Genomic DNA, 14579 nt, shown 5'->3' on the forward strand with positions numbered 1-14579 from the left:
GGGCCGTACTGCCACTCTCGCGCGGATTTGCTCCGCCGCATCATATTTCGGAGCGATCTCAGAACTGAATTGCCCCGACGTGGTAATTTATCTTGTAGTGTGAGCCTGGACCGATTATGTCCTTTGTGTGAGAGCCGGTACCAGCCTCACTCGCCGAGATGGTGACGCTTCCGAGAGGGTCGTCTGCACTCAACTCGTCAGCATCCCAAAGTGAAATAACAGTGTCGGAGGCGCCGCCGAAGAAGAAATCCTTAGCGATTACCACCGATGCCCCGTTCGGCATCGGGAAACCGTCACCGGAGGAGGGCCAGACGTGAAGCCCATCTCGCCGAATTCTTACGTCATCAGACCCGGCTTCCTCTGCTCTTACGCAAAGGAGGCTATCGATTCCTAGGATGGCGTCACCCATGGTTGCCCCTTGGGGTTACCCCCCTGCCTTCATTATTGGACCCCGCCCCTCTTAATCAACCATGACCAGGGCGGACGTGCAAACGGAACGGGCTACAGCCTAGGTGAGTCGACAAATATTCGGCTTGGAAATACTGGAACTGTTAACCACATGCTTGATCTTCTACAAGTGCCGCAGCATCGAGGTTCTGCAGACAGGGCAGCAGCGCCTGGTAGCCCTCGAGCCAGACCGGGGATTCGGGCCGGTAGACCCGGGTGCGCAGGAAGGCCGCGATGGTCGCGCCGTCGCGCGGGCCGGAGAAGCGGAGCAGGGACGCTTCGGCGGCGGCCTGTGTGTCGTCGTCCTCCTGGTCCTCGCCGTTGCCCTCGCCGCCGGCCCCGACGATCCGCCCCTCTTCGTCACGCCGGAGGTGGGCCTTGCGCTGCCCATGGGTGAGGGCGCGGGAGGCGAGCTGTTCAACCAGGCGCTCATCATGGGAGCGCAGGCCCTTTATCTAGAGGCGGGGGAGTGTGGGGGGCGTTTGCTCAGCTTGTTACGTGCGTGGGCGGGCTTCGTTATGGCTGGCGCCGTGCTCTACTGCCGATGTGGTCTTCAGGGCCGGGATCGTGTACTTCTACGCATCTCGCCCGCCGTGCCCCCGGCGGCCGCACCAGCCGTCCCGGTTCCTGCTTGTGTGGCTCCGGCCGCCCCGCGGGTCGGCACCGGGAAGCCGTCGCCCGCTGACCCGGAGTCCGGTTCCCGCGAACGTACGATGGGGCGATCGGACGATGCGGGGGCATTCATGAGTGAGGGCGAGGACGCGGAGGCGACGCGTGCCCAGGCGGTCGGGATCATCCGGGACGCCCTGAGGCGGGAGTACGACGGCCTCATCGATCTGGGACGTGCAGAGGCGGAGCGTTCGCGAGACCGAACTGGTCTTCACCACGCGCGCGTTGGCGGCCATGTCACTCCAACTGCTCACTGGCTTCCCGTCGGCGGAGGCCGCGGCGTCGATCACCGACGGCCAGGACGATCAGGGGATCGACGCCATCGGCTGCTCTCCCTCGGCGCCGGAACTGTGGCTCGTCCAGGCCAAGTGGAGTGAGCAGGGCAAGGCACGCTTCGGCGTAGAAGGCGCCCTGGAACTGCTGCACGGTCTGCGGCAGCTGGACAACCGCGACTTCGACCGGTTCAACCGCCGGGTGGGACAGCACGCCGATCGGGTGCGTGACACATGCCCCGCAGGGAGAGATCGTCCTGGAGGTCTTCCACCCAGACTGCACGTCTGTGTACGTCGAGGTGGACTGCCCCGACGACGGCGAAGTGGTCCTCCTCAACGGGGGACAGCTTCGTACCGACCAGGATCCGCCGGTCCTCGCCGGCCTCGCGCTGCCGCCCAGGAGTGTGTCCGGACCGCCCTGGGAGCGCTTCGCCAGCGAGGCCTTGCGGATGGCCCGCTTCATGCAGGGGCTGGGGTATCGCGGTCTGGCCAGCATCGACGCGGTGATCGACCAGGCCAACAACGTATGGTTCAACGAGGTGAACGCGCGTCTGGGCGGCAGTACTCACCTGCATCACATTGCCGAGACTCTTACTGGCTCTAACAAAAGCTGCTGATCATGAGACTGTCGGCCGCTCTGCTCGTATGTCTGGGTATGGGAAACCGTCAGTCGCGGCCGTGGATCGTGTCGGACGAACTGTGGTCGCTGGTCGAGCCGTTGCTGCCGAAGCCGGGTCCGAAGAAGGCCGAGGGCAGACCGCGGGTGCCGGACCGGCAGGCCCTGTGCGGGATCCTGTTCGTCCTGCACACCGGCATCCAGTGGGAGTACCTGCCCCAGGAACTCGGCTTCGGCTCGGGCATGACCTGCTGGCGGCGCCTGGCGGCCTGGAACGAGGCCGGCGTCTGGGACCAGCTCCACCAGCTGCTGCTGAACGAGTTGCGGTCGAAGAACCAGCTGGACTGGGAACGGGCGGTGATCGACTCCTCGCACGTGCGGGCCGCACGCAGGGGCCCAAAAGCGGGCCCAGCCCGGTCGACCGCGCACGGCCGGGCAGCAGACACCACCTCATCGTCGACGGACAGGGCATCCCGCTCGCGGTGTCGCTGACCGGCGGCAACCGCAACGATGTCACCCAGCTCGAGCCGCTGCTCGACAAGATTCCCGCCGTCGCGGGCCAAGTCGGCAGACCCCGCCGACGCCCCGACGCACTGCTGGCCGACCGCGGCTACGACCACGACAAGTACCGTCGCCTGCTCTGGCAGCGAGGCATCCGCCCCGTGATCGCGAAACGGGGCGAGCCGCACGGCACTGGCCTGGGCATCTTCCGCTACGTCGTCGAGCGCACGATCGCCTGGCTCCACGGCTTCCGCCGCCTGCGCATCCGCTGGGAAAGACGCGACGACATCCACGAAGCCTTCCTCGGACTCGCCGTCTGCCTGATCACCCACCGCCACGTCCAACGCCTTTGTTAGGAACTCTTATTGGCCCGGGCTGGTCGGACAGCCATGTTCTGATCAGCAGGTTCAACGTCCGGGCACCCGCGCTCGCCCATCTTCTGCGGGTCATGCAGGAACACGGGCTCGCTTGGGACCCTCGGCATGGCCGTGGCATCGTCATCGCCTCCGATGACACAGCGGTCACCGGCAACCTCGAATATGTAGTCCTGGCGCACAATCACGAAGAAGCCAGCACTCTCGAAGACCAACTGACCGGGCTTCTGGCCCAGCACGACAGTTAAGGACTACTACGCGTGGCGTACCGCGGCCTGTTCACCAAGCACGTCACGATCTGGGCCGTGGTCGTCACGGCCAGCCGCCTGCCGGTGGCGATGGCACCGCTCGCTTTCCTCTTCTACGGGCGCGGTACGGACGCCGGATACAGCGGCGGCGCTGCCATGGCCGCCGCGTACGCCATCGCGGAAGCCATAGGCGCCCCGCTTCTCAGTACGCGACTGCGCACGCGCCCCTACCGCCGTGAAATCACCGGGGGACTAGGGCTGTCGGCCGTCGCCTTCGGCCTGCTCGCCCTTCTGCCAGCCCCTGGCACCGTGCTCGCGGTGATCCTCGCTGCGACTGCCGGCGCCGCCGCAGCCGCCGCACCCGGAGCACTGCGCACCATGGCCGAGGATCTCGCTCCTGAGAAGCGCATCCACGCCGCCCTCAGTCTGGAATCCACGCTCAACATGGCCGCCTGGGCCGCCTCGCCGGCCCTAGTGTCCTTACTTGCGCTCGAGTCCGCCCCGCAGACCCCGTTCCTCCTCGCCACGCTCGCCACGCTCGCAGCCACCGCCGGGCTGTGGCTGCTGCCCGACAAGACTGGCGCCACGGACGACGGACAGCGCGCCCCGCTCAAGCAAGCCCTGACCGCCTGGCCCGTCTACCTGACCAGCATCGCCGCCATGTACCTGCTGGCCAGCATCGAGCTCACCCTGCCCGCACTGCTTCAGCACCGGGAGATGCCCGTTACCTACAGCGGTCCCATCCTCACCGGCTTCGCCCTGGCAAGCATCATCGGCGGCCTCATCTACGGCGCGCGTACCTGGCCCGGCAGCGTGCACCGTCAGAGCACGCTCCTGCTCGTCATTATGATCGCGGGCGTCGCCGCCACTGCGTTCGCCTCCAGCTGGACCGTGATCGCAGCTCTTCTCGCTCTCACCGGTCTCTTGCAGGCAGCCGTACTGATCACCCGGAATCTCACCCTCCGCGAACAATTGCCCGCCGACCTTCACCCCGTTGGCTACTCGGTCCTCTACGCCGGCAGCGGCATCGGCTACGGCATCAGCGCTGCCGCTACTGGTCTCCTCCTTACCGTTACCACTCCCGACACCAGCGTCCTCATCGCCACCGGCACCACGCTCTTGCTGACTGCTGCGACGTGGCTCAGGCGGGGGGCGGCCCCGCAGGACAGGCGGCGGCAGGACGTCTCTGTCCTTGAGGAAGGGTGAGAGTACGTTCCCAGGCACGTCGGGCCTGGCGCTGAGGATTAGCGTCTTGACGTCCGCCTGCCCGGTTGCTCCTGCCGACGGTTCAGGCAGTTCCCTGGCAGGGAGCTCGGCGTCGCTACTTGCTGGTTCAACGGGCTGGCGGCTGAGGTTGGCTGGGCAGGAGGCGGACTACGGAGCTGGGGGCCATCAGCTGCTGGCGAATCTGACGGTTCTCCAAGGTCAGCTGGTTGACGACCCTGACCAGTGCTTCACGGTCTGCGCGGAGCTGGGCGAGTTCGTCTTTGTCGTCCGCGCGGAGTTCCTTCAGCTTGACGATCTGCCTGCGCAACCGCACTTCGACGTCGGTCGGCTGGCCCCGCTCTTTGACCTTCGCGTAGAACTCGTTCTTCAGATCGAGGTGGCGCTGAGTGAGAGCATTGCGGGGGACGTCCGCCTCGGCAGCCAGGGACTTGATGGTCAGGGCGCCGTCCGAGCGCTCGGGCGTCCCGGCCAGGATGCGGTCCATGGCGGCATGGATGCGGTCGCGTTCATCGGGTGCAGGGCTCATGCGGTGTCCTGGAGGGTGATTCGGGTGCGGTGGTGGGCCTCAGCGAGGTCACGCAGACGGGCCGCGTTGCGGCGAAAACGGTCGGCGAGCGGGCCCGGGACGCGGGCGCTCGCCTGTCGAGGAGGTCGGCGCGGTCAAGGATCTTGGTGATGTGCTGGTCGGTGCGGGCAATGTTCCCGCAGCCGGCGACGCATCGATCGAGGCTTGGGGTGTCTTTGATGCCGCGATGGCAGAGGGCCTTTTCGCGCTTGTAGACACACATCAGCAGAGCGTTGGGATTGTCGTAGACGGCCAGCTGAGGGTTGGCAACGATCTGTCGGGCCTGACGCAGGCTGATGACCGTGCCCGTGTACTGCACTGCGGTGGTAGCGGCTGTGATAGCCCGCCGGGCGGCAGGTCCCGAGACGCCGAGGCCGTCTTCGAGGTCGTCGTGTAGGTCAGCGACGGTGTCAATGTCGCCCGGGCGGTCGCGACGTCGAGGAGGTCGTGGATCCCGTCACGGCTTCGGGAGGCGTATCCGACAGATACGCAAGTTCGCAGGTGGCCGTACTGAATCGCCAGAGCGACCAGTCCACCCGGACGACAGGCGATGTGCCAGGCGAGACTGCGGCGAAAGCGGGAAGTACCGATGCGGCCGTGCGGGTCCGGCGGTATGACCTCTTCGGTGAGCCCGTGCGCGGTGGCCTCCTCGTTGGCCCAGGCGACGAAGTCCTCGATCCGGTCTCCCATCGTCGAGATGGCGAGTGCCCCCGTGCCAGAACGGGTGTCATGCGCACCGTGGGCGAACAGCAGATCTCCGGTCGGGACCATCCGCTCCAGAACTCGAATAGCGTTCACCACCGGGGCGATGGCCACCCAGGGAACATCCCGGAGCTCGCCTTCGGAGCGGTGGTTGCCTTTCTCGTCCCGCGCCGTCTTGTAAACGGCACCAGTGATCAAATGCCGCCCCGTTTGCCCCTTGCTGTCCGGCTCGGGATCAGGGCAGCATCCGCTGCGAAGGCCGGCCACCTCCCCTGGGCGCATTCCTGTCAGATAGGCGATGACGATGAAGCATGCCGTGCCCAACTGGCGCGTCAAAGAGGCGCATTCGTGATAGTCGAGGGCTTCCCTCCATGGCTTGCCCCCCAGCATGCCGGTGACAGAGGTCTTTAGGGGACAGGGCCCAGGACGCCGGACGGCGGCCTGCCGCCAGCCCAGTCGCTTGGAGGTCGCGGTGACCTGATTGTGTGAGGCTCCGGTGATCGCGGCGATGCAAGCGCGGGCGAGGGCCGGCTTTCCGCGCCAGGTCACCGCTGGGATGGGCAGGTCACCAGCGAGAAGCGGTTCCATGAAGGCCTTGAGCGAGGCCAGTGAGGCGGGAGTGGACTTGTTGGCGGCGGCGGCCGCGCGAAGTCTCTCCATTTCGGCCCAGGCGGTGAGGATGTCGTCGCTGAAGTCCTCGACCATGCGGATGGCCCAGATCAGCATGGGACCCATGGTCTGCTCGGCGATCGCCTCGGTGGTGTTCTCTCCCTCTGCGGTCGCCGCCGGCAGATAGTCGTCCACTCCTTCGGTTTCCCGGGGTGGGCAGCCGATCCCGCTGGGCCGGCTGCTGAGCTGGTCGAAGGCCCACAGCCTTGTCATGGAAGCCAGCATGTAGTGCACCGTGATGCGAGATGCCCCGCTGTCCCGCAGCGTGTGGCCGTATTCGCCTAGGGTCTGTCGTCAAATGATCTTCGGTCGGAGATCATGGTCGGGTGATACGTCGCCATGAACTGTCCGATGCCGAGTGGGCCTTCGTGCAGCCGCTGCTGCCCCGGTCTGAGCGGGGCAGCAGGCGGCTGGACGACCGGACGGTCCTCAACGGGATCGTGTGGAAGTTCCGGACCGGAACGGCCTGGCGGGACGTGCCCGAGCGGTACGGCTCCTGGGCAACACTGCACACCCGCTTCCGCCGGTGGGCCAAGGACGGCACCTTCGAGCGGATGCTCCGTGCCGCCCAGGCCAGGGCCGACGCGGCCGGGGACATCGAGTGGCTGGTGTCGGTCGACTCCACGATCGTCCGGGCCCACCAACACGCGGCCGGAGCGCGAAAAGGGGGCTCCGCTCCCCGGGACTCGGCCGGTCCAGAGGCGGCCTGACCAGCAAGATCCACCTGGCCTGCGATGGCGCCGGCCGCCCGCTCGCCTTCACCGTCACCAGCGGGAACACCAACGACTGCACGCAGTTCACCGCCGTGATGAAGGCGATCCGGGTGCCCCGGCCGGCCCCGGGACGGCCCCGGGTCCGACCCGACCGCATCCTCGGCGACAAGGGCTACAGTTCCAAGGCCATACGGGGCTGGCTGCGGCGACGGAACATCCGGCACACCTTCCGGAACGGTCCGACCAGGTTCGCAACCGGCTCCGGCGCGGCAGTCAGGGCGGACGTCCGCCGGCCTTCGACAAGCAGGTCTACAAGCGGCGCAACGTCGTCGAACGGTGCTTCAACCGCCTCAAGCAGTGGCGTGGCATCGCCACCCGCTACGACAAGACCGCCGAGTCCTACCAAGCAGCCGTCACCCTCGCATCGCTGCTGATGTGGGCGTGACATTTGACGACAACTCCTAGAGCGTGTCTCTTTGGTGGGCTGGTCAGTTGATCGGATGTGCCTGTCCGATCGGTGATTACTGATGCGATGTGGAGCCGGATCGAGCCGCTCATGCCGGCTGATCCGGTTCGCGGGCGGCGGTGGGCCGAACACCGCCGCACCCTGGAGGCCATCGCCTGGAAGTGCCGCACCTGCTCACCCTGGCGGGACCTGCCGGACGAACTCGGCTCGTTCCAGACCGCGCACAAACGGCTGATCAGGTGGGCCGTGGACGGCACCTGGGAACGGATCCTCGCCGCCATCCTGACAGCGGCCGACGTCGATGACGACATCGGATGGACGGTAACGGTGGACTCCACCGTCTGCCGAGCACACCAGCATGCCGCCGGAGCCAGGAGCAGGGGGCACCGAGCCGCTGTGAACCCGGCGATCACGGGCTCGGACGCTCTCGCGGCGGCCTGAGCACCAAGGTCCACATCGCCATCGACAGTCATGCACGGCCCTTGGCCCTCCATGTCACTGCGGGTCAGGCCGGTGATGCACCAGCTTTCGAAGCCGTCATGGCGGGCATCCAAGTTCCGCGTAGCGGACCCGGCAGGCCGAGGACTCGACCGGAGGCCGTCCTGGCGGACCGCGCGTATTCCTCCCGCGCGATCCGCGGACATCTTCGTCGACGCGGGATCCGTGCCGTCATTCCTCAACCGTGTCTGATCAGATCGGACACCGGCTGAGGAGAGGTCGCGATGGGGGCCGCCCGCCCGCCTTCGATGCCGAGGCATACAAACAGCGCAACACTGTCGAGCGGTGCATCGGTGGTCTCAACCAGTGGCGCGGCCTGGCCATGCGGACGGACAAGCTTGCCCTGGCCTACCGGGCGGCCCTGCACTTGGCGGCCATCTTGATCTGGGCCCGCCGCTGATATCGGAAAACCCATTCACTACGCAATCAGGATGGTTCGTGCACGATCAGCCGCGACCGCCGCCCCGAGAACGCGCTCCGCAGGGCGCGAGCTTCACGATTCCGGGCAGCGAAGACTCCGCGCTTGTCCACGTGGACGCCCAAGACGTCGTAGCTGTCGATGACATCGGAGATGCCTCGTGTCTGGATGGTGTCGCGCCAAGCTTCGGTGTTCCGGCCAAACCACTCCGGCAGCCCGCAGGGCTCGGCGACGGCGTCCCAGAAGTCATCGAGGGTCTCGATCGACCGACCTCGTAGGTCTACCTCCAGCTCCGTTTCCGTCTTCTTCGGCACCACAGCAGAGTAACCACCCCCTCAACCTGCCGAGAACGGGTCATCGAGACAGTCCCTAGTCGCGGCTGGCGACCACCATGTATCCATCACTCTCAGGGTCGAAGGTGGTGGACTGCACCGTGAGCCCAACGCTCCGCAACTGCGCCACGAGGTCCTCGTACCGGTAGGGCCAGATGGACAACCGCTCCGAGCAGGTTCGCACTGCCCCATCCGGCTCGATCTGCGCGACCACGATCTCGAGGAAGTGTTCCTGCTCCCAGCGAGGCTCGATCTGCCAGTAGTAGCTGACGACCGCATCGCGGTCGTTTCGGCGGATGAGTCGATTGCGGACGTCTACCCGGGAGCCGGCGGAGCGCACGAGCTCCCAGTTGCGTGAGTGGAGCACGAGGCGTCCGCCCGGATTCAGCAGCCGCGACATCGCTTCCAGTGCGCTCAGGCGCCCGGCTGCGCCCTCGGCGTGCCCGAGCGAGTTGCCGACGCAGAACACCAGATCGAACGTGGAGTCTTCCAGGTGGTCAGGCAGCTCGTCCCAGCTCGCGCGGAGGGCTCGAAGCGAGACACCCTGCTCGTCGGCGGCCTTCTCGGTCCGGTGAATCATTCCATCACTGGCGTCTGCGGCGACCACGTCAAGGCCAAGACTCGCGAGGCCGATGGCGAGCTGGCCGGTTCCACACGCGCAGTCGAGGACGCGCGCGTTGGGCGGCAGAGAGCCCACGGCGTCGCTGCAATAGACCGCGGCTGCCTTGGCGGGGGGCAACCTGTCGTCCCCGATCAGCCACTCGTATACGTCGGAAAGCGCCCCATAACCAGCCACTGCGATACCTCCATCACTCGACGACACGCGGGCTAGAGCGCACCTGCGATTCGGACCTTGCGCTTCGCACTGTGCCGGGCCGTGTCAGCGAAGCATTGAGCAGGACCCAACCACTTCCGGCGGCCGAGACTCCACAGGATTTCGTGGGAAACCGCGACACGCCGCACCGACGCAAGTCCTCACTCCAACCGATCAAAGAGACACGCTCTAGGCGCTGTGGGGGCCTCGGCGTCCCCGCACAGCTGCGAGTGGACATCGTCCGCTTCGGCCGGATCGACAGCCGACTCCTGCACTTGCGGCCGGGGCTCGACTCCGACGACGCGATCACTGCCGCCGGGGCGATCACCTTTCAGCCGCTTCGGCACCGCCGAGGAAGCCGCCGCCTCAACCCTTACAGCGGAGTGTCCGTCTGCTGGCGTGCCGGGGTCGAGAAGGCGGCGAACGCGACGTCAAGCAGGTTGCCGAGGTCCTCCTGGCCGTCGCTCGCACTCCATTGCCCGAGGACGATCCACAAGATTTCGAGCGCCGCCGCTACGCGTACGTTGGCGATGACCGATGACCCGTCGGTCGCGGAGGTTGTCTTCTGCAGTCGGGCGACGATCTTTGGTCGCCATTCAGCCTGCTTCTCGCGGAGGCGTGCGCACAGGGCTGGGGTCTGCTCGATGAGGTCGAGGATCGTCACGAGTTCCTGGACGTCGCGCACGAGGAACGTCACGGCTGACTCCAGGGCGTTGCGCAGCCTGCTCCAGTCGTCCTGGTCGGCCTGCTCGGCATCGAGTGCGTCGGTGATGACGTCACCGACGGGGTCGAAGACGAACAGGACCACGTCTTCCTTGGTGCCGAAGTAGCGCAGGAAGGTGCTCCGCGACACTCCGGCGGCTTTGGAGAGGTCGGCGAAGGTGACCTGGTTGAAGCCGGTGAGGCAGAACCGGTTGAACGCGACGCGGGCCAGCTCTGCTCGCACCGCGTGGCGGCTGATCTCACGGGTACCGATTGGCGCTGCGCTCATGGGGACGAGTGTACTCCGGAACACTCGCTTGCTTCTTCGGTTGCGTGTTTCTAATCTGATACTCAGTGTCAAGCGCGATACTGAGATACACGTTGCCCCAACTGACGGCCCGGTCATGAGCCGTCCCTTACCGCGATATGGAGCCACCTCATGAGCTACGAAGACCTTCCCGCCCTGACGATCGACGTCTCGGACGGGGTCGCGACGGTGATGATCGATCACCCGCCGCTCAATTTGATGGACGCAGTCCTCGTGCCGTCACTCCGGGCATTCGTCGCGCGTGTGCGGGACGACGCCGACGTCCGCGTCATTGTCTTCGAGAGTGCTGACCCGGAGTTCTTCGTTGCGCACGGTGACATGGCCTACCTCACCGACCCTGACGCGCTGCCTGCAGCCACTCGCGCCGCGATCGCGGCCGCGCCGGGCTCGATCGTCCCGGAAGGCCTGAACATCCTCCAGGCGATGAGCGAGGAGGTCCGCTCGCTGCCGCAGGTCACCATCGGCAAGCTGGCGGGCTTCGCGCGCGGCGCGGGCAACGAGTTCTTCATGTCCCTGGACATGCGATTCGCGGCGATCGGCAAGTCGGGGCAGGGGCAGCCAGAGTCCTTGATGGGGATACTCCCTGGAGGCGGCGGCACAGTGAACATGACGCGCTTGGCAGGAAGGGCACGCGCGCTGGAGCTCATCCTCGGCGCCGAGCTCGTGGGCGCGGAGCTGGCGGAACGGTACGGCCTGATCAACCGTGCCCTGCCCGCCGAAGAACTCGATTCCTTCGTCGACACCCTCGCCCGACGGATCGCCGGCCTCCGGCCGGGGGTGATCTCTATCACGAAGGCTGCGGTCGACGCGGTCGCGCAGCCGATTCCGCGTGAGGCATACGCCGTTGAGAACAAGGGCCTGTTCGCCGCGTTCGGCGATGAGGTCACCGAGCTCGCCCACAAGCTGCTCGCCGCTGGTATCCAGACCCGCGAGGGCGAACGGGACCACGAGCGCATCGCCAACAGCATCTGAGCACCGAAGCTCTCGCCACCCGTACGCGCAGACTCCGCGGGAAGAGTTCCTCAGCCATCGCCGGTACGCGCGTTGTCGAGTGGTCAGGCCGACCACCCCGGTTCGCCGAGCCTGTCGGGAACACGACCGGCTGCAGCGCCGGAAACGGCGGGCAGGGGAATGGATGGCGCAAGCAGCCGTAAGTTTGACGACGCTGTTCGGCCGCGCGAATAGGGGCGGTTGGGAAGGTGGGTAGCCGAGCGGGCACAGGTCCCGTTGATCATAAAGTTACTGACGCTCTGTGATCACCGAGGAGACCTGTGCCTGCGCTCCATCATGGCTGACCGAGCCGCTCTGGGACCAATTCGCGGTCCTGCTGCCCGAGCGGCCGGAATACCGCCCGGACCATCCACTTGGCTGCCACCGCCGACGCATCAGTGACCGCCATGTCCGTCACCACGATGACCCTGCGCGTTCCGGACGACATCGCCCCCTCGATCCGGGCCGCCGCGTCCGAGGCCGGCCTGAGCGTGAACACCTACGTCGTGCGTGCCGCGCGCCGCCACCCTCCGGCGTCATCGGCGACCGACTCCCGTGCGCCGCCGTCGTCTGGCTACCCCGGGATCTGGCCGGCGGACAAGCGGAGAGGCCTGGTCGCCGTGGTCGGCACGCACGAGGACGACGAAACGAAGACGCATCCCGTGAACGCGATGGCCTTCCATCCGGCCATCGCTCTGCTCGCCATGGGGTCCGGCGAGTACGACGGCGGCTCCTGCTCCTCCGCCTGGAGACCGGCACCGCCCTTCGCTCATCGAGCACCACCTCGGCCGCTAGGTCCTCGGACTGGAGTGGCTGATCGACCAGGACCTCCGTGCCCTCATGGCGCCACCCGACGACTGGAACGACGGACAGGCCCACGAGGAAGGGCACATCGCCGTGGTGCGCCGCGTCGGCTGGACCGCAGGAGCCAAGTCGCTCACCGGCTGCCCGGCAGGCGGTCGCCCGTCTGGCGGCGATGCGGACGTGCCGGCACCACACCAGCCGAGCACACGGGTGAGGACCGGGTGACGCTCAACTCGCCAACCGGGGCACACAGGCAAAGCGTGACTTCTCCCTTTTCAGCGGCTGGGGGAGACGCTGGGAGACGGCATTCCTGCCGCCGTACACGCGAGCTGTGGCTCGTTCCTCACGGCCAGTTCCCTGATGATGACCTCAGCCCCCCGTTGGCCGCGTGCCTCCGGTGTGACGGTGAAGTACCCTGTCACAAGTGTCTCGCTGGTGAGGAAGACCCCCGGGCCGACGCCCAGTAGCTCTGCCGTCATCAAGGCTGACAAACGCCTCAAGGGTGTCAGCACCGCAGCAGACTCTGAGACCACTCTCTTCCGCCCGGCAAGTCCTCCTCCCGCGCCATCAAGGTGCCCGCCCTCCTGGTCACCGGCGGCAAGAACGCGCCCGAGACGAACACCCAGATCCTGAACTGGATCAAGACCACGAGCTGAGGGCGGCCCCGGACGTGCAGGCTTCCATAGCCGTCCCGGTCATTCGTCACTGCCGACAGAAGGTGATGTCGGGATCGCTCTCCCTGAACCAGCGGGCGCAGGGCCGCTTCGGCGGTCCTGCCGTCTGGTGCTCCGGCTGTAGCTCGTGGTCAGGGTTGTTGGGCGGCCCGTCACCGGTGGTGGCGGGCGCGGGCGCGGGCTCGGTGTCGCCGGCGCCAGTCCGGCCAGCGGATTCGGTGCGCGAGGCTGCGGGGCGGCGGGGTGGTGCATGCCGCGAAAAGGCGTCGGATCTCGCTGCACGTCAGCGGGGTGAGTCTGACGCCTCTCCAGCTCGGCACTCAGGTGAGGGTCACCGCCGTAGACCTCGTCGCCGGTGACCCAGCGTGAGCTCTCACTGAATCCGATCCATGCCGAGCGGCGCTGCGGTGGATCAGATTCGGCGAGACATGAGGTGGACGACCATGTGTCAATGAAGTCGATCTGCTCTGGTCAGACGGAAACTATGCCTCAGCGGCGGTCGGAGACGCGCCGGGCACCGTTGCGGATGGCCGGCACGGTCAAGCCTGTTCCGGCCATCCGCTGTACGGGTCCAGACGCCGGCGCGGCGGCCCCGCGGGCGGCAGGATCGCGGGCGTTCGTCGCGGCCGGAGGTTCAGGAACCAGCCGCGTTCGTGGGCGCGGTCCAGCCGGTGGTTCGGATCCACTCGACCAGGTCCAGGGTGGCCGGCTCGATCGAGCGCACCACCGCGGGGTCCGCAGGGTGTTCCGCCGCCTTCGCGAACTCGCGGAACATTACCCTGTCGAGGTCGTTGGGAAGCACGCTCACCGGGAGGGCCTCGTACCGTGCCGGGAGCCCGGCGCGCGCGCCGAACGCCGCGGCGATCTGGGGGCCCGTCAGCTCGTCACCCACGAGCTCGACGGCTCCGCCGGGCGCCTGGGCGATGTCGAGCAGGAGCGCGGCGGCGACCCGGCCGATGTCCCTGACCGAGATCATCTTCAGAGGGACGTCCTCCGGCAGTGGCATCCTCAGCATGATCTCCCCGTGCTCCAGGCTCGGTGCCAGCACGCTCGTGAAGTTCTCCATGAAGGCGGTCGCGCGAACCATCGAGGCCCTGAGGCCGGACTTCCTCAGGTGCTCCTCGATCGCGTGCTTCGAGTCGTGCTGCGGCACACCCCGCTCCCGGTCCGCTCCGAAGACCGAGTTGAACACGACGTGCGGGACGCCCGCCTCGGCCGCCGCGTCGACGAGCGCGGTACCGATGCGGATCTCCGCCTCGACCTCTTCGAGACTGTTCGCCTCCGGGGTCATGAAGTAGAACCCCTCGACCGCCGCCAGCGCGCCGGCCAGCGACGCCGGGTCGTCGGCCCGGACGGCCGCCAGCTCGACGCCGCGGGCGGCCAGCGCCTGAGCCCGGTCGGGCTGCGGGTCGCGGACCAAAGCCCGCACCCGCGCCTTGTGGTCCAGCAGCGCGTCGACCACCGCCCCGCCCTGCTGCCCCGTCGCGCCGAAGACTGCGATCGTGCCGGTCTTCTGAGTGCTCATCGCTGCCACCCTTCACTGGTTCATG

At 67.1% G+C, this 14579-nt stretch carries 13 protein-coding genes and 3 pseudogenes; 7 read left to right on the forward strand and 9 right to left on the reverse strand.

Translation table 11 applies throughout. From position 1 onward, the window contains the following. Positions 1-58: 58 nt before the first annotated feature. The 3 genes and pseudogenes from ACLIN4_RS34805 to ACLIN4_RS34815 form a co-directional block, all read right to left on the reverse strand. Positions 59-409: a hypothetical protein gene (locus ACLIN4_RS34805; RefSeq protein WP_411576573.1), complete on the reverse strand. Its 351-nt coding sequence runs from the start codon at positions 407-409 to the stop codon at positions 59-61. A gap of 199 nt (positions 410-608) precedes the next feature. Continuing rightward, positions 609-902 (reverse strand): annotated as a pseudogene (locus tag ACLIN4_RS34810) (helicase); the annotation flags it as partial. A gap of 451 nt (positions 903-1353) precedes the next feature. Further along, positions 1354-1602 carry a hypothetical protein gene (locus ACLIN4_RS34815; RefSeq protein ID WP_411576574.1) on the reverse strand — a complete coding sequence of 83 codons (249 nt, stop codon included), beginning with the start codon at positions 1600-1602 and terminating at the stop codon, positions 1354-1356. 73 nt (positions 1603-1675) lie between these two features. Here ACLIN4_RS34815 and ACLIN4_RS34820 point away from each other — a divergent pair, with 73 nt between their 5' ends. The 4 genes from ACLIN4_RS34820 to ACLIN4_RS34835 all read left to right on the forward strand — a co-directional run bounded on the left by ACLIN4_RS34820 (position 1676) and on the right by ACLIN4_RS34835 (position 4333). After that, the gene (locus tag ACLIN4_RS34820; RefSeq protein WP_289908173.1) at positions 1676-2005 is read left to right on the forward strand and encodes a hypothetical protein; all 330 of its coding nucleotides are present in this window, start codon (positions 1676-1678) and stop codon (positions 2003-2005) included. 38 nt (positions 2006-2043) lie between these two features. Then, positions 2044-2861, forward strand: a protein-coding gene (locus tag ACLIN4_RS34825) for an IS5 family transposase (protein ID WP_411576803.1) whose coding sequence is annotated in 2 segments (ribosomal slippage) — positions 2044-2373 and positions 2376-2861 — 816 coding nt in all. Because the reading frame shifts where the segments join, the coding sequence is not laid out codon by codon here. A 92-nt stretch (positions 2862-2953) separates the two neighbouring features. Continuing rightward, positions 2954-3127: a peptide ligase PGM1-related protein gene (locus ACLIN4_RS34830; protein WP_354671105.1), complete on the forward strand. Its 174-nt coding sequence runs from the start codon at positions 2954-2956 to the stop codon at positions 3125-3127. Between the two features lie 12 nt (positions 3128-3139). Next, entirely contained in the window at positions 3140-4333 is a 1194-nt protein-coding gene (locus tag ACLIN4_RS34835) for an MFS transporter (protein ID WP_411576575.1), read from the forward strand. 127 nt (positions 4334-4460) lie between these two features. Here ACLIN4_RS34835 and ACLIN4_RS34840 read toward each other — a convergent pair whose 3' ends face one another. After that, positions 4461-4880: a hypothetical protein gene (locus ACLIN4_RS34840; protein WP_411576576.1), complete on the reverse strand. Its 420-nt coding sequence runs from the start codon at positions 4878-4880 to the stop codon at positions 4461-4463. Between the two features lie 261 nt (positions 4881-5141). Continuing rightward, positions 5142-6515, reverse strand: a complete 1374-nt coding sequence (locus ACLIN4_RS34845) for a hypothetical protein (protein ID WP_411576577.1) — start codon at positions 6513-6515, stop codon at positions 5142-5144. Between the two features lie 104 nt (positions 6516-6619). Between ACLIN4_RS34845 and ACLIN4_RS34850 the strand changes: the two are divergent. Together ACLIN4_RS34850 and ACLIN4_RS34855 are read left to right on the forward strand one after the other, a co-directional pair. Further along, a pseudogene (locus ACLIN4_RS34850) lies at positions 6620-7448 on the forward strand (IS5 family transposase). Between the two features lie 57 nt (positions 7449-7505). After that, positions 7506-8367 (forward strand): annotated as a pseudogene (locus tag ACLIN4_RS34855) (IS5 family transposase). A gap of 26 nt (positions 8368-8393) precedes the next feature. Here the strand turns inward: ACLIN4_RS34855 and ACLIN4_RS34860 are convergent. The 3 genes from ACLIN4_RS34860 to ACLIN4_RS34870 form a co-directional block, all read right to left on the reverse strand. Then, on the reverse strand, positions 8394-8699 hold the full coding sequence (locus tag ACLIN4_RS34860) for a barstar family protein (protein WP_107477370.1): 306 nt from the start codon (positions 8697-8699) through the stop codon (positions 8394-8396). A 55-nt stretch (positions 8700-8754) separates the two neighbouring features. Then, on the reverse strand, positions 8755-9513 hold the full coding sequence (locus tag ACLIN4_RS34865; RefSeq protein ID WP_107477358.1) for a class I SAM-dependent methyltransferase: 759 nt from the start codon (positions 9511-9513) through the stop codon (positions 8755-8757). Positions 9514-9904: 391 nt separating this feature from the next. Further along, positions 9905-10522, reverse strand: a complete 618-nt coding sequence (locus ACLIN4_RS34870) for a TetR/AcrR family transcriptional regulator (protein ID WP_107477360.1) — start codon at positions 10520-10522, stop codon at positions 9905-9907. 150 nt (positions 10523-10672) lie between these two features. Here ACLIN4_RS34870 and ACLIN4_RS34875 point away from each other — a divergent pair, with 150 nt between their 5' ends. After that, on the forward strand, positions 10673-11533 hold the full coding sequence (locus ACLIN4_RS34875) for an enoyl-CoA hydratase/isomerase family protein (protein ID WP_107477361.1): 861 nt from the start codon (positions 10673-10675) through the stop codon (positions 11531-11533). A 2130-nt stretch (positions 11534-13663) separates the two neighbouring features. On the opposite strand, the gene ACLIN4_RS34880 is transcribed toward ACLIN4_RS34875, so the two are convergent. Beyond that, entirely contained in the window at positions 13664-14554 is an 891-nt protein-coding gene (locus ACLIN4_RS34880; RefSeq protein ID WP_382088792.1) for an NmrA/HSCARG family protein, read from the reverse strand. Between the last annotated feature and the right edge of the window lie 25 nt (positions 14555-14579).

The sequence above is a fragment of the Streptomyces mutabilis genome (assembly GCF_046628145.1).
Lineage (GTDB): Bacteria > Actinomycetota > Actinomycetes > Streptomycetales > Streptomycetaceae > Streptomyces > Streptomyces mutabilis.

What these genes read in the sequence shown, in the direction of transcription:
- ACLIN4_RS34870 (WP_107477360.1), bottom strand. Translation starts at nt 10,522, where the DNA reads ATGAGCGCAGCGCCAATCGGTACCCGTGAGATCAGCCGCCACGCGGTG.
- ACLIN4_RS34880 (WP_382088792.1), bottom strand. Translation starts at nt 14,554, where the DNA reads ATGAGCACTCAGAAGACCGGCACGATCGCAGTCTTCGGCGCGACGGGG.
- ACLIN4_RS34845 (WP_411576577.1), bottom strand. Translation starts at nt 6,515, where the DNA reads ATGCTGGCTTCCATGACAAGGCTGTGGGCCTTCGACCAGCTCAGCAGC.
- ACLIN4_RS34805 (WP_411576573.1), bottom strand. Translation starts at nt 409, where the DNA reads ATGGGTGACGCCATCCTAGGAATCGATAGCCTCCTTTGCGTAAGAGCA.
- ACLIN4_RS34840 (WP_411576576.1), bottom strand. Translation starts at nt 4,880, where the DNA reads ATGAGCCCTGCACCCGATGAACGCGACCGCATCCATGCCGCCATGGAC.
- ACLIN4_RS34830 (WP_354671105.1), top strand. Translation starts at nt 2,954, where the DNA reads ATGCAGGAACACGGGCTCGCTTGGGACCCTCGGCATGGCCGTGGCATC.
- ACLIN4_RS34875 (WP_107477361.1), top strand. Translation starts at nt 10,673, where the DNA reads ATGAGCTACGAAGACCTTCCCGCCCTGACGATCGACGTCTCGGACGGG.